Origin of the sequence: Pseudomonas sp. S32 (genome assembly GCF_016648095.1) — a bacterium.
GTDB lineage: Bacteria > Pseudomonadota > Gammaproteobacteria > Pseudomonadales > Pseudomonadaceae > Aquipseudomonas > Aquipseudomonas parafulva.
Map to the genome: position 1 here is coordinate 24,719 of NZ_JACVVF010000020.1, position 25,448 is coordinate 50,166.

At 62.4% G+C, this 25,448-nt stretch carries 21 protein-coding genes; 7 read left to right on the forward strand and 14 right to left on the reverse strand.

Translation table 11 applies throughout. From position 1 onward, the window contains the following. Window positions 1-2: 2 nt before the first annotated feature. The 3 genes from folP to rlmE all read right to left on the reverse strand — a co-directional run bounded on the left by folP (window position 3) and on the right by rlmE (window position 3,601). The gene (folP, locus tag IAE38_RS13060; protein WP_028632626.1) at window positions 3-854 is read right to left on the reverse strand and encodes a dihydropteroate synthase; all 852 of its coding nucleotides are present in this window, start codon (window positions 852-854) and stop codon (window positions 3-5) included. Between the two features lie 8 nt (window positions 855-862). Then, the gene (ftsH, locus tag IAE38_RS13065) at window positions 863-2,770 is read right to left on the reverse strand and encodes an ATP-dependent zinc metalloprotease FtsH (protein WP_028632627.1); all 1,908 of its coding nucleotides are present in this window, start codon (window positions 2,768-2,770) and stop codon (window positions 863-865) included. Window positions 2,771-2,974: 204 nt separating this feature from the next. Continuing rightward, the gene (rlmE, locus tag IAE38_RS13070; RefSeq protein ID WP_028632628.1) at window positions 2,975-3,601 is read right to left on the reverse strand and encodes a 23S rRNA (uridine(2552)-2'-O)-methyltransferase RlmE; all 627 of its coding nucleotides are present in this window, start codon (window positions 3,599-3,601) and stop codon (window positions 2,975-2,977) included. Window positions 3,602-3,703: 102 nt separating this feature from the next. Between rlmE and yhbY the strand changes: the two genes are divergently transcribed. Next, the gene (yhbY, locus tag IAE38_RS13075; RefSeq protein WP_028632629.1) at window positions 3,704-4,012 is read left to right on the forward strand and encodes a ribosome assembly RNA-binding protein YhbY; all 309 of its coding nucleotides are present in this window, start codon (window positions 3,704-3,706) and stop codon (window positions 4,010-4,012) included. A gap of 100 nt (window positions 4,013-4,112) precedes the next feature. Here yhbY and IAE38_RS13080 read toward each other — a convergent pair whose 3' ends face one another. The 8 genes from IAE38_RS13080 to grpE form a co-directional block, all read right to left on the reverse strand. Next, the gene (locus IAE38_RS13080) at window positions 4,113-4,553 is read right to left on the reverse strand and encodes an MFS transporter (RefSeq protein ID WP_201163613.1); all 441 of its coding nucleotides are present in this window, start codon (window positions 4,551-4,553) and stop codon (window positions 4,113-4,115) included. Further along, on the reverse strand, window positions 4,531-5,013 hold the full coding sequence (greA, locus tag IAE38_RS13085) for a transcription elongation factor GreA (RefSeq protein WP_174435883.1): 483 nt from the start codon (window positions 5,011-5,013) through the stop codon (window positions 4,531-4,533). The genes IAE38_RS13080 and greA overlap by 23 nt, the downstream gene beginning before the upstream one ends. Beyond that, entirely contained in the window at window positions 5,010-8,231 is a 3,222-nt protein-coding gene (gene carB / locus IAE38_RS13090) for a carbamoyl-phosphate synthase large subunit (RefSeq protein ID WP_201209780.1), read from the reverse strand. Before carB ends, greA begins: the two co-directional genes overlap by 4 nt. 104 nt (window positions 8,232-8,335) lie before the next feature. Further along, a complete protein-coding gene (gene carA / locus IAE38_RS13095) occupies window positions 8,336-9,472 on the reverse strand; it encodes a glutamine-hydrolyzing carbamoyl-phosphate synthase small subunit (RefSeq protein ID WP_028632633.1) in 1,137 nt (378 codons plus the stop codon). Window positions 9,473-9,732: 260 nt separating this feature from the next. After that, window positions 9,733-10,536 (reverse strand): 4-hydroxy-tetrahydrodipicolinate reductase, encoded by an 804-nt coding sequence (gene dapB, locus IAE38_RS13100; protein ID WP_028632634.1) that lies wholly within the window; start codon window positions 10,534-10,536, stop codon window positions 9,733-9,735. Between the two features lie 13 nt (window positions 10,537-10,549). Then, a complete protein-coding gene (dnaJ, locus tag IAE38_RS13105; RefSeq protein ID WP_201217895.1) occupies window positions 10,550-11,674 on the reverse strand; it encodes a molecular chaperone DnaJ in 1,125 nt (374 codons plus the stop codon). Window positions 11,675-11,865: 191 nt separating this feature from the next. Next, window positions 11,866-13,791 carry a molecular chaperone DnaK gene (dnaK, locus tag IAE38_RS13110; RefSeq protein ID WP_201217897.1) on the reverse strand — a complete coding sequence of 642 codons (1,926 nt, stop codon included), beginning with the start codon at window positions 13,789-13,791 and terminating at the stop codon, window positions 11,866-11,868. A gap of 101 nt (window positions 13,792-13,892) precedes the next feature. Next, window positions 13,893-14,450: a nucleotide exchange factor GrpE gene (grpE, locus tag IAE38_RS13115; RefSeq protein ID WP_201163618.1), complete on the reverse strand. Its 558-nt coding sequence runs from the start codon at window positions 14,448-14,450 to the stop codon at window positions 13,893-13,895. 193 nt (window positions 14,451-14,643) lie between these two features. On the opposite strand from grpE, the gene recN reads away from it, so the two are divergent. Next, complete coding sequence (recN, locus tag IAE38_RS13120) at window positions 14,644-16,317, forward strand: DNA repair protein RecN (RefSeq protein WP_201217898.1); 1,674 nt, start codon at window positions 14,644-14,646, stop codon at window positions 16,315-16,317. Window positions 16,318-16,400: 83 nt separating this feature from the next. On the opposite strand, the gene fur is transcribed toward recN, so the two are convergent. Continuing rightward, window positions 16,401-16,805, reverse strand: coding sequence for a ferric iron uptake transcriptional regulator (gene fur / locus IAE38_RS13125; protein WP_028632639.1), 405 nt, complete (start codon window positions 16,803-16,805; stop codon window positions 16,401-16,403). 97 nt (window positions 16,806-16,902) lie between these two features. On the opposite strand from fur, the gene IAE38_RS13130 reads away from it, so the two are divergent. Next, complete coding sequence (locus IAE38_RS13130; protein WP_028632640.1) at window positions 16,903-17,430, forward strand: outer membrane protein assembly factor BamE; 528 nt, start codon at window positions 16,903-16,905, stop codon at window positions 17,428-17,430. A 60-nt stretch (window positions 17,431-17,490) separates the two neighbouring features. On the opposite strand, the gene IAE38_RS13135 is transcribed toward IAE38_RS13130, so the two are convergent. Beyond that, window positions 17,491-17,925 carry a type II toxin-antitoxin system RatA family toxin gene (locus tag IAE38_RS13135; protein ID WP_060481629.1) on the reverse strand — a complete coding sequence of 145 codons (435 nt, stop codon included), beginning with the start codon at window positions 17,923-17,925 and terminating at the stop codon, window positions 17,491-17,493. Between the two features lie 164 nt (window positions 17,926-18,089). Between IAE38_RS13135 and smpB the strand changes: the two genes are divergently transcribed. After that, on the forward strand, window positions 18,090-18,572 hold the full coding sequence (gene smpB, locus IAE38_RS13140) for an SsrA-binding protein SmpB (protein ID WP_028632642.1): 483 nt from the start codon (window positions 18,090-18,092) through the stop codon (window positions 18,570-18,572). Window positions 18,573-18,625: 53 nt separating this feature from the next. Here the strand turns inward: smpB and IAE38_RS13145 are convergent, their stop codons facing one another. Continuing rightward, entirely contained in the window at window positions 18,626-19,393 is a 768-nt protein-coding gene (locus IAE38_RS13145) for an FCD domain-containing protein (RefSeq protein ID WP_201217900.1), read from the reverse strand. 254 nt (window positions 19,394-19,647) lie between these two features. Here IAE38_RS13145 and IAE38_RS13150 point away from each other — a divergent pair, with 254 nt between their 5' ends. The 3 genes from IAE38_RS13150 to IAE38_RS13160 all read left to right on the forward strand — a co-directional run bounded on the left by IAE38_RS13150 (window position 19,648) and on the right by IAE38_RS13160 (window position 25,404). Further along, a complete protein-coding gene (locus IAE38_RS13150) occupies window positions 19,648-21,318 on the forward strand; it encodes a lactate permease LctP family transporter (protein WP_201217901.1) in 1,671 nt (556 codons plus the stop codon). A 62-nt stretch (window positions 21,319-21,380) separates the two neighbouring features. Further along, window positions 21,381-22,526: an FMN-dependent L-lactate dehydrogenase LldD gene (gene lldD / locus IAE38_RS13155; protein ID WP_201217902.1), complete on the forward strand. Its 1,146-nt coding sequence runs from the start codon at window positions 21,381-21,383 to the stop codon at window positions 22,524-22,526. Window positions 22,527-22,599: 73 nt separating this feature from the next. Continuing rightward, window positions 22,600-25,404 carry an FAD-binding and (Fe-S)-binding domain-containing protein gene (locus IAE38_RS13160; protein WP_201217903.1) on the forward strand — a complete coding sequence of 935 codons (2,805 nt, stop codon included), beginning with the start codon at window positions 22,600-22,602 and terminating at the stop codon, window positions 25,402-25,404. The last annotated feature ends 44 nt before the right edge of the window (window positions 25,405-25,448 follow it).

Below are 25,448 nucleotides of genomic sequence, written 5' to 3' on the forward strand. Positions count from 1 at the left end.
TCTTATTCGGCGCCTTGCACCGCAGCAATCATGCGCACCACATCGACGGTTTCGGCCACATCATGGACCCGGAGGATGCTTGCCCCCTTGGTCATGGCCAACGCCGCCAGCGCCAGGCTGCCGTACAAGCGCTCGCCGACCGGACGCTCCAGCGTCAGGCCGATCATGCTCTTTCTCGACACACCCACCAGCAGTGGGCGGCCCAGGCGATAGAGCGCTTCCATATGTTTGAACAGGCTGAGGTTGTGCGCCAGCGTCTTGGCGAAGCCAAAGCCCGGGTCAAGGATGATTCTGCTGGCATCAATGCCAGCGGCCGCACAGGCTGCCATGCGCTGCTCAAGGTAGCGCGCGACGTCCTCGGTCACATTGTCGTAATGGGGGTCGTCCTGCATGTTACCGGGCTCGCCGCGCATGTGCATCAGGCAAACAGGCAAGCCGGTATCGGCAGCAGCATCCAGTGCGCCATCGCGCTCCAGGGCACGCACGTCATTGATCAGCCCGGCACCAAGGCGCGCGGCTTCGCGCATCACTGCCGGGGTGGAAGTATCCACTGACACCACCACGTCCAGCCGGCTGTTGATGGCCTCGACCATGGGTGCCACCCGCTCAAGCTCCTCGGTAACCGATACCGGGCGTGCACCGGGCCGGGTCGACTCACCGCCGATGTCGATCAGCGTGGCGCCGGCCGCGACCATGGCTTCAGCATGGCGCAGGGCTTCGTCACGCTGGCTGAACCGGCCGCCGTCGGAAAAGGAATCAGGGGTGATATTGAGAATACCCATGACATGGGTACGCGACAAATCAAGAACCCGGTTGCCGCAAGGCAACCGGGTCGGGTACTGCACTGAGCTCATAGCTGCCCTTAGTTTTGCGCCGCCGGACCACCGATTGGCGACTCGGGGCGGTCACCCTGAGGCGCTGCCGGGGTGCCTGAAGTGGAGTCGTCATCCCAGTCACGCGGCTCGCGGGGGGTACGGCCGGCCATGATGTCATCGATCTGCTCGGCGTCGATGGTCTCGTACTTCATCAGCGCTTCGGTCATCGCATCGAGCTTGTCGCGGTTTTCGGTCAGGATCTGCTTGGCGGTGGCGTAGCAATGATCGATGATGCTGCGCACTTCGGAGTCGATCAACTTGGCCGTTTCGCCGGAGACGCTGGCCTGCTGGCTACCTGCACTGCGGCCCAGGAACACCTCGCCCTCTTCCTCTGCATACATCAGCGGGCCCAGCTTCTCGGACAGGCCCCACTTGGTAACCATGTTCCGGGCGATCTGGCTGGCGCGCATGATGTCGTTGGACGCACCGGTGGTGACACCGTCGAAGCCCAGGGTCATCTCTTCAGCGATACGGCCACCGTACAGGGAGCAGATCTGGCTGATGAGCGCGCGCTTGGAGAGGCTATAGCGGTCTTCTTCCGGCAGGAACATGGTCACACCCAAGGCGCGGCCACGGGGGATGATGGACACCTTGTAAACCGGGTCGTGCTCAGGCACCAGGCGACCGACGATGGCATGACCCGCTTCGTGGTAGGCCGTGTTCTGCTTTTCTTTCTCGGACATGACCATGGTCTTGCGCTCGGCGCCCATCATGATCTTGTCCTTGGCCAGTTCGAACTCTTTCATGTCCACCAGGCGCTTGTTGGCGCGCGCGGCGAACAGTGCAGCTTCGTTGACCAGGTTGGCAAGGTCTGCACCGGAGAACCCAGGTGTACCGCGGGCAATCACGGCCGGGTTGACGTTGTCGCCAATCGGCGCCTTGCGCATGTGCACTTTGAGAATCTGTTCACGGCCACGGATATCCGGCAGGCCAACCACCACCTGGCGGTCAAAGCGGCCAGGGCGCAGCAGTGCCGGGTCCAGCACATCCGGGCGGTTGGTGGCGGCGATGACGATGATGCCATCGTTCATTTCAAAGCCGTCCATCTCGACCAGCAACTGGTTGAGGGTTTGCTCACGCTCGTCGTGACCGCCGCCCATACCGGCACCACGATGGCGGCCGACAGCGTCGATCTCGTCGATGAAGATGATGCACGGGGCGTGCTTTTTGGCCTGCTCGAACATGTCGCGCACACGACTGGCGCCGACACCCACGAACATCTCCACGAAGTCCGAACCGGAAATGGTGAAGAACGGTACCTTGGCCTCGCCGGCAATGGCCTTGGCCAACAGGGTTTTACCGGTACCGGGTGGGCCGACCATCAGCACGCCGCGAGGAATGCGGCCGCCAAGGCGCTGGAACTTGCCAGGGTCACGCAGGAACTCGACCAGCTCGCCGACCTCTTCCTTGGCCTCGTCACAACCCGCGACGTCAGCCAGGGTGGTCTTGACCTGGTCTTCGGACAGCAGGCGTGCCTTGCTCTTGCCGAAGCTCATGGGGCCGCCCTTGCCGCCCGCACCGCCTTGCATCTGGCGCATGAAGAACATGAACACGGCAATGATGACCAGGATCGGGAAGCTGGCAACCAGCAATTGCGTCCAGATGCTCTGCTGCTCAGGCTGTTTGCCTTCGACAGTGACATGGTTGTCTACCAGGTCGCCGATCAGGCCATTGTCGGTAATGGCCGGGCGCACGGTCTTGAAGCTGTCGCCGTCGGAGCGCTTGCCGGTGATGATGTAGCCGTCGACGGTCACTCGCTCGACCTTGCCATCCTTGACCTGCTGGATGAAGTCGGAATAGTTGAGGGTCTGCGGCTCGTTAGGGCTTGAGAAGTTGTTCATCACCGTCACAAGGACGGCTGCGATGATCAACCAGAGGATCAGATTCTTTGCCATGTCGTTCAATTCGCTACCCTCTGAGGCCGGCGCACGACGCAGCCGTGCCTCGCATGATATTCATCGCCCTAACTTACTACATTACCTACGCAACCGCAGGCACCGTCTGTAACCCTTTGTGAAATCCAGACTACACGAAGTTCGGACGATCCTGACGCAGTGGCCGATTGGAATTAACTATCGGCCACCCCGCTTCAAACCTTGTCATGCTCCTTTGAAACCCTTGCCCAGCAAGTACTGTTCGCGCGAGCGGTCCCGCGACGACGACGGCTTGCGCATCTGCACCTTGTCGAACTTGCTGCGCACGTCCTTGAGGTACACGTCGAAGCCCTCACCCTGGAAGATCTTGATCAGGAAGTCCCCACCGGGCTTGAGCACGCGGGTCGCCAGATCCAGGGCCAGCTCGCAGAGGAACATGGCACGTGGCATGTCCACTTCGGGCGTACCACTCATATTGGGGGCCATATCGGAAATCACAAGGTCCACGTGCGAATCGCCGACGGCCTCGAGAATACGCTGCAGGACTTCATCGTCGGTGAAATCGCCGTGAATGAAGGTGACATCGGGGATGGAGTCCATTTCCAGGATGTCAGAGGCAATCAGCCGGCCCTGGCCACCAATCAGACGACTGGTCACCTGCGACCAGCCACCCGGGGCGGCCCCCAGGTCGATTACGCTCATGCCAGGGCGGATCAGCCGGTCCTTTTCCTGGATCTCGAGCAGTTTGTAACTGGCCCGCGAACGGTAGCCATCCTTTTGCGCCTGTTTGACGAAAGGGTCGTTGAAGTGTTCGCGCAGCCAGTTGGCGCTGCTTTTGGAACGTTGTACCACGGGGCACCTCGATGATATGCGTCGTGATTGACTGGGCGGAGCCGGGGGCCCTCGGGTAAAATGCCTGTCAATTTTACAGAATCAGACGGAAAGGGTCAGATTATGCCGCTCAATAACGAGCAGAAGAAGCAATACAAGTCCATTGGTCATGACCTGAAGCCGGTCCTGATCGTTGCTGGCAACGGTTTGAATGAAGGCGTGGTCGCCGAACTTGAGCGCGCGCTGGTCGACCATGAGCTGATCAAGGTCGAAATTCGTTCGGAAGACCGCGAAGAACGCGCCGAAACCATCGCCGCGCTGTGCAAGGCCGGCCGTGCCGAACTGGTGCAGACCATCGGCAAGAAAGCCCTGATCTACCGCAAGAACCCACAGCCGAACAAGCAGCTGTCCAACATTCACCGTTACAAGTAACGGCAAGGTCGCTTGTGGGAGCAACCGTCTTACCTACCCGTTGGCGCCTCGCGCATCGCCGGCAAGCCGGCTCCCACAAAAGCCTGGCAGTGGGCTGCGCCTAGCGGCGCGGCCTGACCGGAACGGGCTGGGCCACCAGCACGATGCCGGAAAAACCCAATACCAGAAAACAGAACATCTGCCAGCGCTCGCCCACCGAGATGCCGTAGCGCAGGGTGTAATACCCCACGCACGCCCCCAGGCCGAGCAACAGCATCTGGCCACGGAACTGCCGCCACCAGGCCGGCAGGCCGTCCACCCTCGCCAGCACCGCCAGCTGGGTCAACAAGCCTAGCAATGCCACCCCGATCAACCAACGGTCGATCTGGCCGGCGATATCCTGCACCAGCAGCGGCGCCAGGCCACTGACTTTCAGCGCAGGCACCAGCCCTACATGGAACACCCACAGGCCGCCAACCCAGAACACCTGGGCCAGCTGCCAGAGGATCCCCTCCAGGGATGGCGCCCGCAGGCGCCGGTCAGATGTGCTGGACTTCGACAATCTCGTACTCGACCGTGCCGCTTGGCGTCTTGATGACGACTACGTCGCCTTCTTCCTTGCCGATGATGGCCTTGGCGATAGGGGCGCCGCTCGAGAGCTTGCCCTGTTTCACGTCAGCTTCATCTTCACCGACGATCTGGTATTTCACTCGCTCGTCGGTCTCGGTGTTGGCCAGCTCGACGGTGGTGCCGAAGATGACCTTGCCGGTGTGCGGGATGGTCTTCACGTCGATGATGACCGCGTTCTGCAGGCGGCCTTCGATATCGCGGATACGCGCTTCAACCATGCCCTGCTCTTCGCGCGCGGCATGGTATTCGGCGTTTTCCTTCAGGTCGCCCAGCTCGCGCGCTTCGCCAATGGCCTGGCTCAGGCGCGGGCGCTCGGTCTTGCTCAGAAACAGGTGTTCCTCTTCCAGGGCGCGTGCGCCCTGGACGGTCATCGGGTACTTGATAATGCTCATGCTTTCATTCCTGCATGCAGATCCTGCAAGCGACGAACGGTCTTTTCCGGACCGAATTTCAGCGCTTCACAGATGGCTTCACCGGCCGCAATGGTCGTGGTGCAGTAAATTTTGTGCTGCAGCGCATTGCGACGAATCGAGTAGGAATCGGCGATCGACTGGCGGCCTTCGGTGGTGTTGATGATCAGCGACACCTCGTCGTTCTTGATCATATCGACCACATGCGGGCGGCCTTCGGTTACCTTGTTCACGCGGCGCACTTTAAGGCCAGCCGCTTCGATAACCTTGGCGGTACCCGCCGTTGCAACCACTTCGAAGCCCAGGGCGATCAGGTCGCGGGCAACGCCAGCCACTTGTGGCTTATCGTCGTCACGCACGCTGATGAACGCGGTACCACCTGTCGGCAGCACTTCGCTGGCACCCATCTGGGCTTTGGCGAACGCTTCACCGAAGGTATCACCAACACCCATGACCTCACCGGTCGATTTCATCTCAGGGCCGAGGATCGGGTCAACCCCCGGGAACTTGGCGAACGGGAAGACGGCTTCCTTGACGCTGTAGAAGTTCGGGATGATTTCCTGAGTGAAGCCCAGCTCCTTCAAGGTTTTGCCGGCCATGACACGGGCCGCGATCATGGCCAGGGAAGTGCCGATGCACTTGGACACGAACGGCACGGTACGCGAGGCGCGCGGGTTGACTTCGATCACGTAGATCTTGTCGCCCTGCAGGGCCAGCTGCACGTTCATCAGGCCGACAACACCCAGCTCAAGGGCCATCTTGGCAACCTGTACGCGAACTTCGTCCTGCACTTCCTTGCTCAGCGAGTAAGGTGGCAGGGAGCACGCCGAGTCACCGGAGTGAACGCCGGCCTGTTCGATGTGCTGCATGATCGCGCCGATGACCACGTCGGTGCCGTCACACACGGCATCCACATCCATCTCGATGGCGCAGTTGAGGAAGTGGTCCAGCAGTACCGGGCTGTCGTTCGACACCTGCACCGCTTCACGCAGGTAGCGCTTGAGCTCGTCCAGTTCGTAGACGATCTCCATGGCGCGACCACCCAGTACGTAGGACGGGCGCACCACCAGTGGGTAACCGATGCTGCCAGCTGCGCTGATGGCCTCTTCTTCGCTGCGCACGGTCGCGTTCGGCGGCTGCAGCAGGTTCAGGCGCTGAACCATCTGCTGGAAGCGCTCACGGTCTTCGGCGCGGTCGATGGCGTCCGGGCTGGTACCGATGATCGGTACGCCGGCCTCTTCCAGGGCGCGGGCCAGTTTCAGCGGGGTCTGGCCACCGTAGTGGACGATCACGCCTTTCGGTTTCTCGACGCGGCACACTTCCAGCACGTCTTCCAGGGTGAGCGGCTCGAAGTACAGGCGGTCCGAGGTGTCGTAGTCGGTGGAGACGGTTTCCGGGTTGCAGTTGACCATGATGGTCTCGTACCCGTCTTCGCGCAGCGCCAGTGCCGCGTGCACACAGCAGTAGTCGAACTCGATACCCTGGCCGATACGGTTAGGGCCGCCACCCAGAATCATGATCTTGTCGCGGGTCGACGGGTTGGCCTCGCACTCTTCCTCATAGGTGGAGTACAGGTAGGCGGTGTCGGTGGCGAACTCGGCGGCGCAGGTGTCGACGCGCTTGTACACCGGGAACACTTCCAGCTTGTGGCGGTGACGGCGCAGGTTCTTGTCGGTGATGCCCAGCAGCTTGGCCAGGCGCTGGTCCGAGAAGCCTTTGCGCTTGAGGCGCAGCATCAGGTTCTTGTCGATCGACGACAGGGCAAGGGTCTTGACCTTCTCTTCTTCCTTGATCAGATCTTCCATCTGCACCAGGAACCACATGTCGATGCCGGTCAGGGCAAAGATTTCTTCGCAGGTCATGCCCGAACGCATAGCGTCAGCCACGTACCAGATACGCTCGGCGCCCGGCACGGTCAGTTCGCGCTTGAGGATACCGGCAGCTTCCGGGCTGGCCAGGTCAACTTTCGGGTCCAGACCGCAGGCACCAACTTCCAGGCCGCGCAGGGCTTTCTGCAGGGACTCCTGGAAGGTACGGCCGATGGCCATGACTTCACCCACGGACTTCATCTGGGTGGTCAGGCGGGCGTCGGCTTTCGGGAATTTCTCGAAGGCGAAGCGTGGCAGCTTGGTGACCACGTAGTCGATCGACGGCTCGAAGGACGCCGGGGTGCGGCCGCCGGTGATGTCGTTCTGCAGCTCATCAAGGGTGTAGCCGATGGCCAGCTTGGCAGCGATCTTGGCGATCGGGAAGCCGGTAGCCTTGGAGGCCAGGGCCGACGAACGGGAAACCCGCGGGTTCATCTCGATGACGACCATGCGGCCGGTGTTCGGGCAGATACCGAACTGCACGTTGGAACCGCCGGTTTCCACACCGATTTCACGCAGCACCGCCAGCGAGGCGTTGCGCATGATCTGGTATTCCTTGTCGGTGAGGGTCTGCGCCGGGGCTACGGTAATCGAGTCACCGGTGTGCACGCCCATCGGGTCGAAGTTCTCGATCGAGCAGACGATGATGCAGTTGTCCTTCTTGTCGCGGACCACCTCCATCTCGTATTCCTTCCAGCCGATCAGCGATTCGTCGATCAGCAGTTCCTTGGTTGGCGACAGGTCCAGACCACGGGTGCAGATTTCTTCGAATTCTTCACGGTTGTAGGCAATGCCGCCGCCGGTGCCGCCCATGGTGAACGAAGGGCGAATGATGCAAGGGAAGCCCAGCTTCTCCAGTACCGCATTGGCCTCTTCCATGCTGTGGGCGATGCCCGAGCGCGGGCACTCCAGGCCGATGTCTTTCATGGCCTTGTCGAAGCGCGAGCGGTCTTCGGCCTTGTCGATGGTGTCAGCGTTGGCACCGATCATCTCCACGCCGAACTTTTCCAGCACGCCGTGGCGCTCCAGGTCCAGGGCGCAGTTCAGTGCGGTCTGGCCACCCATGGTCGGCAATACCGCGTCCGGGCGTTCCTTCTCGATGATCTTGGCCACCGACTGCCACTTGATCGGTTCGATGTAGGTGGCGTCGGCCATGGCCGGGTCGGTCATGATGGTGGCGGGGTTGGAGTTCACCAGGATGACGCGGAAACCCTCTTCGCGCAGGGCTTTACACGCCTGGGCGCCGGAGTAGTCGAATTCGCAGGCCTGGCCGATCACGATCGGGCCAGCGCCGAGAATCAGGATGCTTTTGATGTCTGTACGTTTTGGCATGGTGGTCACTCAAATCCGGGGTCAGTCGGCAAGCCGCTTTGAACAATCTGGGTCAGGCGCTGCCGGGCGCAGCAGAGCGCGCCCGGGGCCTTGAAGCAGGATGCTCAGCGGCGCTTGGCCATGGCATCGGTGAAACGATCGAACAGGGGCGCGACATCGGTCGGGCCCGGGCTTGCCTCAGGGTGGCCCTGGAAGCTGAACGCGCTCTTGTCGGTGCGTTCGATACCCTGCAGGGTACCGTCGAACAGCGACTTGTGGATGGCGCGCACATTGCCGGGCAAGGTCGCTTCGTCAACGGCAAAGCCATGGTTCTGGCTGGTGATCATGACCACGCCGGTGTCCAGGTCCTGGACCGGGTGGTTGGCACCGTGGTGGCCGTGGCCCATCTTCACGGTCTTGGCGCCGGAGGCCAGGGCCAGCAGCTGGTGGCCCAGGCAGATGCCGAAGACCGGGATGTCGGTTTCAAGGATTTCCTTGATGGCCTGGATGGCGTAGTCGCAAGGCTCGGGGTCGCCAGGGCCGTTGGACAGGAACACGCCATCGGGGTTGAGCGCCAGCACTTCGCTGGCCGGGGTCTGGGCCGGTACCACGGTGACGCGGCAGCCACGGGCAACCAGCATGCGCAGGATGTTCAGCTTGACGCCGTAGTCGAAGGCCACCACGTGGTACGGCAGGTCGGCAGCGTCAAGGGTGGGGTGGCTGTCGGTTTTCAGTTCCCACACGCTGGAGCGCCACTCGTAGCGTTCCTTGGTAGAAACGACCTTCGCCAGGTCCATGCCCTTAAGGCCTGGGAAACCACGCGCGGCGGCGATGGCGGCTTCTTCGCTGATGTCGTCACCGGCCAGGATGCAGCCGTTCTGAGCGCCCTTCTCACGCAGGATACGGGTAAGGCGACGGGTGTCGATACCGGCGATGGCTACCACATTGTTGGCCTTGAGGTACTCCGGCAGCGACTGGGTGTTGCGCCAGTTGCTGGCCAGCAGCGGCAGGTCACGGATGACCAGGCCGGCGGACCATACACGGTTCGACTCGGCGTCTTCCGGGGTGGTACCGGTGTTGCCGATGTGCGGGTAGGTCAGGGTGACGATTTGCTGCGCATAGGAAGGGTCTGTAAGGATTTCCTGGTAGCCGGTCATAGCGGTGTTGAAAACCACTTCACCAACGGTCTGACCGTCGGCACCGATTGCCTCACCGCGAAAAATACTGCCGTCGGCAAGGGCGAGTATGGCTGGCTTTGTCAAGAAGACCTCCCGTAAATCAAGCATGAAGGGGCGATCGCAGGTTGCAAAAAAGCGGAGTGACGTATGGACACGTCACCCCGCTTTCATGTGCTGAATTCAATTCGCTGCGCGCTTTTAGTGGACACACTAAAGCTGTAGCTTACAGAAAAGTGCGTTTTCGGTCTACCGCAGATGTGCCTCTAAAACACAAGAATGCGACAGGCCAGTAGCCGCAATGGGGAGCGGGCTCACCACAAGGTGAACCCGACACCGCCTGCAACTCAATGCAGCTCAAGCACATCCTGCATGTCATACAGCCCGGCTTCACGCCCATCGAGCCACAGGGCCGCACGCACGGCTCCCTTGGCAAAGGTCATGCGGCTTGAAGCCTTGTGGGTGATTTCAAGGCGCTCACCCTCGGCAGCGAACAGCACAGTGTGGTCACCCACCACATCACCGGCACGCACGGTGGCAAAACCGATGGTCTTGCGGTCGCGGGCGCCCGTCTGGCCCTCACGGCCGTACACCGCCACTTCCTGCAGATCACGGCCCAGCGCACTGGCAACCACTTCGCCCATGCGCAGCGCAGTGCCCGACGGTGCATCCACCTTGTGCCGGTGGTGCGCCTCGATGATCTCGATGTCCACGTCGTCACCCAGCACGCGCGCGGCGATGTCCAGCAGCTTGAGGCTGAGGTTTACGCCGACGCTGAAGTTGGCCGCGAAGACGATAGGGATGTCCTTGCCCGCCTCGGCCAGCAGGTGCTTTTCTTCCACCGTGAAGCCGGTGGTACCAATCACCATCGCCTTGCCGTGCTTGCGGCAGAACGCGAGGTTTTTCAGGGTCACCGAGGGGTGAGTGAAGTCGATCAGCACATCGAAGTCATCGGCAACCTTGGCCAGGTCGTCAGACAGCAGCACGCCAATGCGGCCCAGGGCCGCCAGCTCGCCTGCATCGGCCCCGACCAGGGAGCTGTCAGGGCGGTCGATGGCTGCCGTCAGCCCGGCACCTGCGGTTTGCTGCACCGCTTCGACCAGGGTCTTGCCCATACGCCCTGCCGCGCCCATCACTGCAATACGTCGCATAGCCTTTTCCTTGTCAGAGATCGCCGAAGAAGCGCTTCACGCCATCGAACCAACCGCTGGCCTTGGGCGAATGGGAGCTGTCACCTTCCAGCGAGTCACGCAATTCTTCGAGCAGTTCGCGCTGACGGCGGCTGAGGTTGACCGGCGTTTCCACCGCCACACGGCACAGCAGGTCACCGGCACCACCCCCGCGCACGGGCGCCACGCCCTTGCCGCGCAGGCGGAACTGCTTGCCGGTCTGGGTGCCCTCGGGAATGCGCAACTTGACCCGGCCATCGAGCGTTGGCACTTCCAGCTCACCACCCAGGGAGGCATCGGTAAAGCTGATAGGCACTTCGCAGTACAGGTGCTTGCCGTCGCGCTGGAAGATTTCGTGCTCGCGCACGTTGATGACCACATACAGGTCACCGGTTGGCCCGCCGTGGCTACCGGCCTCGCCTTCACCCGACAGGCGAATGCGGTCACCGGTATCGACACCCGCCGGCACCTTGACCGACAGCGTCTTGTATTCTTCGACCCGGCCTTCGCCATGGCAGGCGTTGCACGGGTCGGTGATGATCTTGCCCTGGCCATGGCAGCGCGGGCACGTCTGCTGCACCGAGAAGAAGCCCTGCTGCATGCGCACCTGGCCAATACCGCCACAGGTCGGGCAGGTGGACGGCGTAGAGCCCTTCTTGGCACCCGTGCCATCGCACGGCTGGCAGTTGACCAGGGTGGGTACGCGGATGCTCACCGTGGTGCCACGCACGGCTTCTTCCAGGTTCAGCTCGAGGGTATAGCGCAGGTCGCTGCCGCGCTGGGCACCACCGCGGCCGCCGCCACGGCCTCCGCCGAAGAAGTCGCTGAACACGTCACCGAAGATATCGGAGAAGTTGGCGCCGCCGAACCCTGCACCGCCGCCACCCATGCTTGGGTCAACACCGGCGTGGCCATACTGGTCGAACGCCGCACGCTTGCTGGCATCGGACAGTACTTCGTAGGCCTCGTTGGCTTCCTTGAATTTGTCTTCCGATTCCTTGTCACCGGGGTTGCGGTCCGGGTGGAATTTCATCGCCAGACGGCGGTAAGCCTTCTTGAGGTCGGCATCGGTGGCGCCGCGCTCGACACCCAGCACCTCATAATAATCACGCTTGGACATAGGTCATTTGCACCTTGTTGGGCGTTCGGCATCTGCGCCGCGCCGTCAGCACCTGCACGGCCCCAAGGGCTGACAGATGCTGTAAAAATTCTCGAATTCCAGATACGCCAACGCGGGAGCAAGCCCCCGCGCGGCGACATCCTACCAGCTCACCACCAAGCGGCGGTGGGCTGGCCGACAACATGCAGGGTTTACTGCTTGTTGTTGTCTTTCACTTCTTCGAACTCGGCATCCACCACGTCATCGTGCTTGGCTTCCGACTCGGCCTGCTGCGCGCCACCCTGAGGCTGTTCAGCCGACTGCTCGGCGTACATCTTCTGGGCAACCGGGGCAGAGACCTTGGACAGCTCTTCGACCTTGGCGTCGATCGCGGCCTTGTCGTCGCCTTTGACGGCGGCTTCCAGGGCAACGACAGCCGCTTCGATGGCCGTTTTCTCGTCGGCGGTAACCTTGTCACCGGCATCGGCGACCATCTTGCGGGTCGAGTGCACCAGCGCGTCACCCTGGTTACGGGCAGCGGCCAGCTCTTCGAACTTGCGGTCTTCCTCGGCGTTGGCCTCGGCGTCACGCACCATGCGCTCGATTTCTTCGTCCGACAGGCCCGAGTTGGCCTTGATGACGATGGACTGCGACTTGCCAGTGGCCTTGTCCTTCGCGCTGACATGCAGGATGCCGTTGGCGTCGATGTCGAAGGTCACTTCGATTTGCGGCACACCACGTGGCGCTGGCGGAATGTCAGCCAGGTCGAACTTGCCCAGCGACTTGTTCTGCGTGGCTTGCTTGCGCTCGCCCTGCAGTACGTGAATGGTCACAGCGCCCTGGTTGTCGTCGGCGGTGGAGAACACCTGCGACTTCTTGGTCGGGATGGTGGTGTTCTTCTCGATCAGCGAGGTCATCACGCCGCCCATGGTTTCGATACCCAGGGTCAGCGGGCTGACGTCCAGCAGCAGCACGTCCTTCACGTCACCGGCCAGTACGGCACCCTGGATGGCAGCACCCATGGCCACGGCTTCGTCCGGGTTGACGTCCTTGCGCGCTTCCTTGCCGAAGAAGTCGGCAACGGCTTTTTGCACCATCGGCATACGGGTCTGGCCACCGACCAGGATCACGTCGTCGATCTTGCTGGCGTCGATGCCGGCGTCTTTCAGGGCGATGCGGCACGGCTCGATGGTACGGCTGACCAGGTCTTCGACCAGCGACTCCAGCTTGGCGCGGGAGATCTTCACGTTCAGGTGCTTGGGACCGGTGGCATCTGCAGTGATGTACGGCAGGTTGACGTCGGTCGACTGGGCGGAAGACAGCTCGATCTTGGCTTTTTCAGCTGCCTCTTTCAGGCGCTGCAGGGCCAGCGGATCGTTCTTCAGGTCCATGCCGGACTCTTTCTTGAACTCGTCGACGAGGTAGTCGATCAGGCGCATGTCGAAGTCTTCGCCACCCAGGAAGGTGTCACCGTTGGTAGCCAGCACTTCGAACTGGTGCTCGCCATCGACTTCGGCAATTTCGATGACCGATACGTCGAAGGTACCACCACCCAGGTCATAGACGATCACGGTGTGGTCGCCCTTGGCCTTGTCCATGCCGTATGCCAGTGCAGCGGCAGTCGGTTCGTTGATGATGCGCTTCACATCCAGACCGGCGATGCGGCCGGCGTCTTTGGTGGCCTGACGCTGGCTGTCGTTGAAGTAGGCCGGCACGGTGATGACCGCTTCGGTAACGGTCTCACCGAGGTAGTCTTCGGCGGTCTTCTTCATTTTTTTCAGCACTTCGGCGCTGATCTGCGGCGGCGCCATGTCCTTGCCGCTGGCCTGCACCCAGGCGTCACCGTTGCCGGCCTTGACGATCTTGTAAGGCACCAGCTTGATGTCTTTCTGCACGACGTCTTCTTCGAAGCGGCGGCCGATCAGGCGCTTCACTGCGAACAGGGTGTTGTGCGGGTTGGTCACAGCCTGGCGCTTGGCCGACTGACCGACCAGGATTTCGCCGTCGTTGGCGTAGGCAACGATCGATGGGGTGGTACGTGCACCCTCGGCGTTCTCGATGACCTTGACGTTACCGTTTTCCAGTACGGAGACGCACGAGTTGGTGGTCCCCAGGTCGATACCGATGATTTTACCCATGTTGATTCTCCCGAAACTTGAATTTGGTAGCAGCGACTACTTTGGCCAACTGCGGTAATACTTGAAGGCTTGACACCTAGATGGGGATGCCCGGAAGGATTTCAAGCCTTTTCGTCGATAGACGGTTGCGCCGCGCTCGGCGCCTTGCTGACCACCACCATGGCGGGGCGCAGCAGGCGGCCGTTCAGCAGGTAACCTTTCTGGAACACGTTCAGCACGCTGTTGGGCTCGACATCGCCGCTTTCCTGCATGGCCATTGCCTGATGATGCTCAGGGTTGAATGGCTGGCCGTGCGGGTCGACCACTTCGAGGTTGTAGCGCTTGAGGGTGTCCTGGAACATTTTCAGCGTGAGCTCGACGCCTTCACGGATTTGCTTGACGTGCTCGTCCTCGGCGCTGGAGTGAGCCAGGGCCAGCTCCAGGCTGTCGATGACCGGCAACAGGTCGCTGGAGAACTTTTCCAGGGCGAACTTGTGGGCTTTTTCTACGTCCTGCTCGGCGCGCCGGCGGATATTCTGCAGTTCGGCAACCGTGCGCAGCGACTGGTCCTTGGCTGCAGCCAGCTGCTCCTCGAGCTCCAGAACACGGGCGTCGGCAGCGTTGCCTGCACCGGTTTCCTCGACGTTAAGGTCTTTCTCGTTCAGCTGCTCATCAGCCATGGGGTCTCTCCTGCGCAATTTTGGGGACTGCGAGCCAGGCTCGCCGGTGATGTCGCCTATATGGGGCCGGAAAAAACAGCTTCAAGGGCCAGGCGCGGTTTTTGCCTAGCGGGCAAAATCTGCCGAAGGGCATTGGCAGACCCAAAAAAACTACTGTATAAATAACCAGACATGACTTTCGGGAGCTGCCCTCATGCTGGTGCACCTGTCCATTCACAACTACGCCATCGTCGAACACCTTGACCTGGAAATCGCCCGCGGCATGTCCGTGATCACGGGTGAAACCGGTGCGGGCAAGTCGATCATGCTCGATGCCCTGGGCCTGGCCCTGGGCGACCGCGCCGACAGTGGCGTGGTGCGCCCCGGCACCGACAAGGCAGACATCCTCGCCACCTTCGATTTGGTGGACATCCCCGAGGCCCACACCTGGCTGGCCGACCGCGACCTGGCCACCGACGGCCCCTGCATCCTGCGCCGGGTCATCACCGCCGAAGGCCGCAGCCGTGGCTACATCAACGGCACGCCCTGCCCGCTCGGCGACCTCAAGGCGCTGGGCGAGCTGCTCATCGACATCCACAGCCAGCACGAGCACCAGTCGCTTTTGAAGGCCGACACCCATCGCCGGCTGCTGGACGAGTATGCTGGCGCCGTCGACCTGGCCCGGCAGGTTCAGCTGGCCGCCAAACGCTGGAACCAGACGCGCCTGGAGCTGGAGCGGCTGTCCAACTCCGGCGACGAGCAGCGTGCCCGGCACCAGTTGCTCAGTTACCAGCTCGAAGAGCTGGACAACCTGGGCCTAGGCGAAAACGAGCTGGAGCACCTGGAGCAGGAGCACAAGAACCTGACCAGCGCCGAAGCCCTGTTCGGCATCTGCCGCCAGGTCATCGAGCAGTGCAGTGAGAGCGACTCGGGCAACGTACTCGGCGCCCTTACCTCCAGCCTCAACCGGCTGGGCGCTGCCAGCAATGCCCCCAAGGCGTTGACAGAGGCTGCCAACCTGATCGCCAGCGCGCAGATACAGGTAGAAGAAGCCGTAGGCGAGCTCAACCGCTTCCTCGACAACTTCGACGCCGACCCCATGCGCCTGCAGGCGCTGGAAGAGCGCCTGGACACCATCTACACCCTCGCGCGCAAGCACCGGGTTCACCCCACCGAACTGCCACACCTGCAACAGCAGTTGATGGAAGAGCTCGAGGGCCTGAATGCCAGCGATGAGTCGGTGGAGCGCCTGGGTGATGAGCTCGCCGCATTTGCCCAGCACTATAAAGAGAAGGCACGTGAGCTGAGCGGGCTACGGCAGCATGCCGCCAAGCAGTTGGCGGTGGCGGTCGAGCAGGAAATTCAGCGCCTGGGCATGCCGGGTGGGCGTTTCTGCATCGAGCTCACGCCCAATGAGGGCAGCGAGCTGTCGCCACACGGGCTGGAGCAGATCGAACTGCTGGTTAGCGCCAACCCCGGGCAACCGCTCAAGGGCCTCGCCAAGGTTGCCTCTGGTGGTGAACTGTCCCGAATCAGCCTGGCGATACAGGTGATCACCGCCCAGACCTCGCGTATCCCCACGTTGGTGTTCGACGAAGTTGACGTCGGCATCGGCGGGCCTACCGCTGAAATCGTCGGCCAGTTGCTGCGCCGGCTGGGCGAGCGCGGCCAGGTCCTCACCGTCACGCACCTGCCCCAGGTTGCTGCGCAAGGCCATCATCACCTGTTCGTGCACAAGGTGCGCCACAGCGACAATACCCATACCGCCGTGGCCAGCCTCGGCAAGCGCGAACGGGTCGAGGAAGTGGCGCGCATGCTGGGCGGCATCGACCTGACCAAAGAGTCCCTGGCCCATGCGCGCAAGATGGTGGTGAGCGGTAAGGCCTGATCCGCCGCTCCCTATCATGAGCGCAGCCATAAAGCACAAAGGCGACCCTAAGGTCGCCTTTGTCGTCTGCACGCTAAGAATCGTTACTTTTTCTTACGCACATACAGGACCAGATTGTGGTCCACCAGCTCGTAACCATGCTCGGCCACGATTTCACGCTGGCGCTTCTCGATTTCGGCATCCATGAACTCGATGACCTCGCTGGTCTCCACGTTGACCATATGGTCGTGGTGACCGCCATCTGCCAGTTCAAACACCGCATGACCGCCGTCGAAGTTGTGGCGAACCACCAGACCTGCTGCTTCGAACTGGGTCAGAACACGGTAGACAGTGGCAAGGCCCACGTCTTCGCCCGCTTCCATCAGGGCCTTGTATACGTCCTCGGCACTCATGTGGCGCTGCTCGGCAGAGTCGAGCATCTGGAGGATCTTGACTCGAGGCAGGGTCACCTTGAGACCGGCTTTGCGCAATTCGCTATTTTCAACCATGGTCAGCTTTCTCGCCGATGCTGCTTCGCAGCTTCTCTTAATACGGGTATGATCGGGGTTTACGTTGTCCAGCCAAGATAGTGGAAGTCGCCCACCGATGCAAAACACCAAGCTCTTGCTAACCAGCCTCACCTTCGTGGGACTGCTCGCACTCGCCGGTTGCTCGTTTCCCGGGGTTTACAAAATCGACATCCAGCAGGGCAATGTCGTCACGCAGGACATGATAGACCAATTGCGTCCGGGAATGACCCGACGGCAAGTGCGGTTTATCATGGGCAACCCCCTGATCCAGGATACCTTCCACACCAACCGGTGGGATTACCTCTACAGCCTGCAGCCCGGTGGTGGTCAACGCCAGCAGGAACGCATGAGCGTGTTCTTCAACGAGAACGACCAATTGGTCAACCTGTCCGGCGACTTCATGCCAGGTGTCAGCCGCGACCAGGAAATTCTCGGGGGCAGCAGCAACACTACTGTCAGCCCTGGCGAACAAGGTCAGCAGCCGGCCACCCAGCCTGCAGAAACCCCGGCCAAGCCAGGCTCGGTCGAAGAGTCCATCCAGCGCGAAATCGATACCATCGAAACCACGCCAGTGCCGACCCCGGCCCCGCTCGAAACCCGCTAAGGGCTCGCAGCCACAAAAAAGCCCGGACACTGTCCGGGCTTTTTAATGCCTGACGAACCGTCAGCTGTACAACTGTTTGGCCCGCTGGCAAAACGCGTCCACCAAGGTGTTGGCGGCCTGATTGAACAACGGGCCCAACGTAGCGCGCACGATCGGCCCTGCGTAGTCGAACGACAGGTCCAAGCTGATCTTGCAGGCTTTTTCGCCCAAGGCCTTGAACACCCAAACACCATGCAGCTGGGTGAACGGCCCCTCCTCCAGGTTCATCTCGATGGACTGCCCAGGCACCAGCACATTGCGCGTGACAAAGTGCTGGCTGATACCACCCTTGGCCACTTCGAGCTTGGCACGCATGTGGGTTTCGCTGGCTTCGAGCACCGTCGAATCGGAACACCAAGGCAGGAATTCCGGGTAGCTGGCCACATCGTTTACCAGGTCGTACAGCGCCTGGGCGGGGTATGGCAGCAGGGCGGAGCGTTGAATATGGGTAGTCATCCAGGCGTCACTTCCAAGGCTGGGTGGCGGTGCTTGAGCAGCATGCCGAAAACAGGTTCTGTAGCTATGACAGTGTTTGCATTGTCCGGTATTCATTCCAGTGGCTCAAGCACACTGAAATCCCATGGCGGATCACCCACGGACTTGCCTATAATGCGGCCCCTATGGCTAAGCAAAAAAAACATCCGACCGGGACCATCGCGCAAAACAAGAAAGCGCGACACGATTACTTCATCGAACACAAGTTCGAGGCCGGGCTGGTCCTGTCCGGCTGGGAAGTAAAAAGCCTGCGGGCCGGCAAGGCACACCTGACCGACAGCTACGTGCTGCTCAAGGACGGTGAAGCCTGGCTGTTCGGCAGCCACATCACCCCGCTGACCACCGCCAGCACCCACGTCATTGCCGACCCTATTCGCTCGCGCAAGCTGCTGCTCAACAAGCGAGAACTGGAGCGCGTCGAAGCCGCCGTGGCGCAAAAGGGTTACACCTGCGTGGCGCTGGCGCTGTACTGGAGCAAGCACCTGATCAAGTGCGAAATCGCACTGGGCAAGGGCAAGAAGGAATACGACAAGCGCGATACGGTGCGCGAACGTGATTCCAACCGCGAGCTGCAACGCGCCGTGCGGAACAAGGGCAAGGAAGACTAGCCCCTACCCGCCCATTCCGCGGGTAGCCGCGAATGCCCGAGCCGCAGCGTGGCCTAGCGCCCGCTGCGCCGCTCAGCCCTGGCCACCCGCTGGGCTTCCTGGTGCGCTTCTTCCAGCACTTCCTGCACATACAGAATGTGCCGGCTGGACACCTCCCGCGCATCCTCCGCCCTGCCTTCGACAATCGCCCGGTACAACTCGCGGTGCTGACTGATCAGCATGTCGCGGGTTTCGCTGCGCTGCTGATACATGCCGCCGATATTGGTGACCACATTGCGCTTGAGCAAATCGAACAGGCCACGGATGGTGTGCAGCAGCACCGCGTTATGGCTGGCTTCGGCAATGGCCAGGTGAAAGCGCGCATCGGCTGCGCCCTCCTCGGCGCGGGTGACTTCACCCACCCGGGTGTAGCAATCCTGCAGCACATCGAACGCCGCCTTCAGCCGCTCACGGTCGGGCCCAGTGGCGCGCTGGGCCGCATAGTAAGCGCATGACGCTTCCAGCGTATGCCGGAATTCCAGCAGGTCGCGCTGGGCTTCAGGGCTATGTTCGAGCAACTGCAGCAGCGGGTCGCTGAAGGTAGACCCCAAGGTTTCGGCCACGTAGTTACCACCGCCCTGCCGGCTGATCAGCAGCCCTTTGGCCACCAGCTTCTGGATCGCTTCGCGCAGTGACGGGCGCGATACACCGAACTGCTCGGCCAGGGCGCGCTCGGCTGGCAACCGCTGCCCCGAGGTCAGCGTGCCTTCCAGAATCATCCCTTCCAACCGATCGACGATGTCGTCGGACAGGCGCCGCTGGCGGACCTGATCAAAAACCATCACATGCTCTCCACAAACCCCGGCAGAAATCCGGGGCCCCTATTCTCGCCGATCCACACCTGGCAAACACCCACCAACAGCGGTTTTCTGCGCCGGATCAACAGCCCGCTCATCGGCACTCGACCAAAGTTTTGCATCGGACAAATTGACACACCCCTGAGCACGCTTTTAACCTAGCGACCAGCCGCTGTAAATTGGTATTACCAATTAACCAAGGCCAGTGCAAAACCAACAACAATTAGGGGCCACCCCATATGCAAACCTGGCAACAAATCTACAGCCCGCTGGGCAGTCTTGGCTTGTCCGCACTGGCGGCGGTCATCCCGATCGTATTCTTCTTCCTTGCCCTGGCCGTGTTCCGCCTCAAGGGCCACGTAGCCGGCAGCATCACGCTTGCACTGTCGATTCTGGTGGCGATCTTCGCCTTCCACATGCCCGTCGACATGGCCCTGGCTGCTGCGGGCTATGGCTTCCTCTACGGCCTCTGGCCGATTGCCTGGATCATCGTTGCCGCGGTGTTCCTGTACAAACTCACGGTCAAGAGCGGCCAGTTCGAAGTGATCCGCAGCTCGGTGCTGTCGATCACCGACGACCAGCGCCTGCAAGTGCTGCTGATCGGCTTCTGCTTCGGGGCCTTTCTCGAGGGCGCGGCGGGCTTCGGCGCACCGGTGGCCATCACAGCCGCCCTGCTGGTGGGCCTGGGTTTCAACCCGCTGTACGCCGCCGGCCTGTGCCTGATCGCCAACACCGCACCCGTAGCGTTCGGCGCCCTGGGTATCCCGATCATCGTGGCCGGGCAGGTCACCGGTATCGACGCCTTCCATATCGGCGCCATGACCGGCCGCCAACTGCCCCTGCTGTCGCTGTTCGTACCGTTCTGGCTGGTGTTCATGATGGACGGCCTGCGCGGCGTCAAGGAAACCTGGCCTGCCGCCCTGGTGGCTGGCCTGAGCTTCGCCGTTACCCAGTACTTCACCTCCAACTTCATCGGCCCCGAACTGCCGGACATCACCTCGGCCCTGGCCAGCCTGATCGCCCTGACCCTGTTCCTGAAGGTATGGCAGCCTAAACGCGCGATGGTCCAGGCAGACGGCAGCGTTGGCGCTGCCGTGGTGCAGTCCGCCGGCAGCCAGCCAAGCCCTTACAGCCTGGGCGAAATCTTCAAGGCCTGGTCGCCGTTCCTGATCCTTACCGTGCTGGTCACGATCTGGACCCTCAAGCCGTTCAAGGCGGCGTTCGCACCGGGCGGTGCGATGTACAACTTCGTGTTCAACTTCGCCATCCCGCACCTTGACCAGCTGGTGATCAAAACCGCACCCATCGTCGCAGCCGCCACGCCCATGCCGGCGGTGTTCAAGCTCGACCCGATTTCGGCCACCGGCACGGCGATCTTCCTGTCTGCGCTGATCTCCATGGCCGTGCTGAAAATCAACCCGAAAACTGGTCTTACCACTTTCAAGGAAACCTTGTGTGAGCTGCGCTGGCCGATCCTGTCCATCGGCATGGTGCTGGCCTTCGCCTTCGTCACCAACTATTCGGGCATGTCGTCGACCATGGCCTTGGTACTGGCCGGCACTGGCGCAGCGTTCCCGTTCTTCTCGCCGTTCCTGGGCTGGCTGGGCGTATTCCTGACCGGCTCGGACACCTCGTCCAATGCCCTGTTCAGCTCGCTGCAGGCCACCACCGCGCACCAGATCGGGGTCAACGACACCCTGCTGGTTGCCGCCAACACCAGCGGCGGCGTGACCGGCAAGATGATCTCGCCACAGTCCATCGCCGTGGCCTGCGCCGCCACCGGCCTGGTAGGCAAGGAATCCGACCTGTTCCGCTTCACCGTCAAGCACAGCCTGTTCTTCGCCACTATCGTCGGCCTGATCACCCTGGTGCAGGCCTACTGGCTGACCGGCATGCTGGTTCATCACTAAAGTGAAAGGGGCCGGGCGCCTGCTGCGCCCGGCAAACCTCACAAGCCACGCTGCGAGAGCCCATGATCATTTCTGCCTCTACCGACTACCGCGCCGCCGCGCAACGCAAGCTGCCGCCGTTCCTGTTCCACTATGCCGACGGCGGCGCCTACGCCGAGCACACCCTGCGCCACAACGTTTCGGACCTGGCCAGCATCGCCTTGCGTCAACGCGTGCTGAAGAACATGTCCGAACTCAGCCTGCAAACCGAGCTGTTCGGTGAAACCCTGAGCATGCCCGTGGCCTTGGCCCCTGTCGGGCTCACCGGCATGTACGCTCGCCGTGGCGAAGTGCAGGCTGCCCGCGCCGCAGCGGCCCACGGCATTCCGTTCACGATGTCCACGGTGTCTGTGTGCCCGATCGAAGAAGTGGCCCCGGCCATCGACCGGCCCATGTGGTTCCAGCTGTATGTACTCAAGGACCGTGGCTTCATGCGCAACGCCCTGGAGCGTGCCAAGGCCGCTGGCGTGCGCACCTTGGTGTTCACCGTCGACATGCCCACCCCCGGCGCCCGCTACCGCGATGCTCATTCGGGCATGAGCGGCAGAAACGGCCCGCTGCGCCGCGTGCTGCAAGCCATGACCCACCCCGAATGGGCATGGGACGTCGGCGTGATGGGCCGCCCGCACGACCTGGGCAACATCTCTAACTACCGTGGCAACCCAACAGGTCTGGCCGACTACATCGGCTGGCTGGCCAACAACTTCGACCCGTCCATTTCCTGGCGTGACCTGGAATGGATCCGCGAATTCTGGGACGGCCCGATGATCATCAAGGGCATCCTGGACGCCGACGACGCGCGCGACGCAGTCAAGTTCGGTGCCGATGGCATCGTGGTCTCCAACCACGGCGGCCGCCAGCTTGATGGCGTGCTGTCCAGCGCCCGTGCGCTGCCGGCCATCGCCGACGCCGTGAAAGGTGACTTGAAGATCCTGGCCGATTCGGGCATCCGCAGTGGCCTGGACGTGGTGCGCATGATCGCCCTGGGCGCCGACACCGTGCTGATCGGCCGCGCCTTCCTGTATGCACTGGCCGTGCACGGCCAGGCCGGGGTGAAGAACCTGCTGGAGCTGTTCGAGAAGGAAATGCGCGTCGCCATGGTGCTGACCGGTACCAAGTCCATCAGCGAGATCACCCGCGACTCGCTGGTGCGCGAACTGGGCGCCTGAGCGCCTGCCGACACACCGCCTGAATACCGGGGCACGCGGCGCACCAGATGCCGCGGCCCCGCGAGGAGACTGCATGAGCCTGCCCGCTGCGTTTCTGCGAGATGCCGAGCGCCTGATACCGGCCGAGCGCCGTTTCGACGCCCCCACCGCCACCCTGGCCTTCGGCACCGATGCCAGCTTCTACCGCCTGATCCCCAAACTGGTGGTACGGGTGGAGTCCGAGGACGAAGTGGTGGGCCTTATGCGGTTGGCCCAACGCGACCGCGTGCCGGTCACCTTCCGCGCCGCCGGCACCAGCCTGTCGGGCCAGGCCATCAGCGACTCGGTGCTGATCGTGCTGGGTGACAACTGGAACGGCCGCGAAATCCGTGGCCACGGCGAGCAGATCCGCCTGCAGCCCGGTGTAATCGGGGCCCAGGCCAATGCCTGGCTGGCGCCGTTCGGCCGCAAGATCGGCCCCGACCCGGCGTCGATCAATGCCTGCAAGATCGGCGGCATCGTCGCCAACAACGCCAGTGGCATGTGCTGCGGCACGGCTCAGAACACCTACCACACCCTGGCCGGCCTGCGCCTGGTGCTGGCCGACGGCACGCGCCTGGACAGCGAAGACCCCACCAGCATCGCCGCCTTCGAGCAAAGCCACGCACCGCTGCTGGAGGCACTCGCCCGCCTGGGCCGGGAAACCCGCGCCAACACAGCGCTGGCCGAGCGCATCCGCCACAAATACCGGCTGAAGAACACCACCGGTCTGTCACTCAATGCGCTGGTGGATTACGACCAGCCGCTGGACATCCTGCAGCACCTGCTGGTGGGGTCTGAAGGCACCTTGGGGTTCATCAGTGCGGTCACCTACAACACCGTGCCCGACCACCCGCACAAAGCCAGCGCCCTGCTGGTGTTCCCCAGTGTCGAGAGCTGCTGCCGCGCTGTGCCTATTCTCAAGCGCCAGCCAGTATCGGCCGTGGAGTTGCTCGACCGCCGCAGCCTGCGCTCGGTGCAGGGCATGCCTGGCATGCCGCTGTGGGTGAAGGGCCTGTCAGCCAACGCCTGCGCCCTGCTGATCGAGTCCCGTGCCGCCAGCCAGAGCCTGCTGCATGAACAACTGCAGCAGGTGATGGCTTCGATCGCCGAGTTCCCCCTGGAGCAGCAGGTGAACTTCAGTGAAGATCCGGCGGTGTACAACCAGCTGTGGAAAATCCGCAAGGACACCTTCCCCGCCGTCGGCGCCGTGCGCCAGACCGGCACCACCGTGATCATCGAAGACGTGACGTTCCCCGTCGAGCAGCTCGCAGAGGGCGTTAACCGGCTGATCCAGCTGTTCGACAAGCACCGGTATGACGAAGCGATCATTTTTGGCCATGCCCTGGAAGGCAACCTGCACTTCGTCTTCACCCAGGGGTTCAACAGTGCCGAAGAAGTGGCCCGCTACCAGGCGTTCATGGACGACGTGGCGCAACTGGTGGCGGTGGAGTTTGGCGGCTCGCTCAAGGCCGAGCACGGCACTGGCCGCAACATGGCGCCCTTCGTCGAGCTGGAGTGGGGCCAGGACGCCTACCAGCTGATGTGGCAGCTCAAGCGCCTGCTGGACCCAAACGGCATCCTCAACCCCGACGTGGTGCTGAGTGAAGACCCAAGCATCCACCTGAAAAACCTCAAGCCGCTACCTGCCGCCGACGCGATCGTCGACAAGTGCATCGAGTGTGGCTTCTGCGAGCCGGTGTGCCCCTCCAAAGGCCTGACCCTCAGCCCGCGCCAGCGCATCGTGATGTGGCGGGACATCCAGGCCAGGCAACGCGCAGGGCTGGATACCCGCCAGTTGCGCGAAACCTTCCAGTACCAGGGCATCGACACCTGCGCCGCCACCGGCCTGTGCGCCCAGCGCTGCCCGGTGGGCATCAACACCGGTGAGCTGGTGAAGAAACTGCGCAGCCAGGCCGCAGACCACCGCAAGGCCGCCGACTGGCTGGCCGAGCATTTTCACACCGCCCTGACCGGCGCCCGCCTTACCCTGCTTGCCGCCAACACTGCGCGCAAACTGCTGGGCGCCCCCCGCCTGCGCCGCCTGAGCGCCTCGCTGAGCAAAGCCAGCCAGGGCCGTTTGCCGCAATGGACCCCGGCCATGCCGCAGCCCTTGCGCACGTTCAGCCTGGCCCCGGCCAGCAACGACGCCCGCCCGCGGGTGGTGTACCTGGCCGCGTGTGTTTCACGGGTGATGGGCCCGGCCTTCGCCGACCAGGAGCAAACCCCGCTGCTGGACAAGACCCGCGCCCTACTGGAAAAGGCCGGCTACCAGGTGGTGTTCCCCGACAATGCCGACAGCCTGTGCTGCGGCCAGCCGTTCGCGTCCAAAGGCTACCCGGAACAGGCCGAACACAAGCGCCAGGAATTGATCAACGCCCTGCTGCACGCCAGCCGTGGCGGCCTGGACCCGATCTACTGCGACACCAGCCCCTGCACCTTGCGCCTGGTGCAGGACCTGGGCGAATCGCGCCTGGACCTGTACGACCCGGTGCGCTTCATTCGCACGCACCTGGTAGACCGCCTGGCGTTCACCCCCCAGGACACCCCCGTGGCCGTGCATGTCACCTGCAGTACCCAGCACCTGGGCGAGAGCCAGGCACTGATCGACCTGGCACGGCTCTGCAGCAAGCAGGTGGTGATACCAGAAGGTATTCACTGCTGTGGTTTTGCCGGCGACAAGGGCTTCACCACACCTGAGCTCAATGCCCACTCCCTGCGCAGCCTGAAGGACGCCGTGCAGTATTGCGGTGAAGGCATTTCCACCAGCCGCACCTGCGAGATCGGGCTATCGACCCACAGCGGCATCGATTACCACAGCCTGGTTTATCTGGTGGACCGGGTGACTCAGGCGCGGTAGGGCCTGTGCAGAGCAGGGATTGTGGGGCCGCCTGGCGGCCCCTC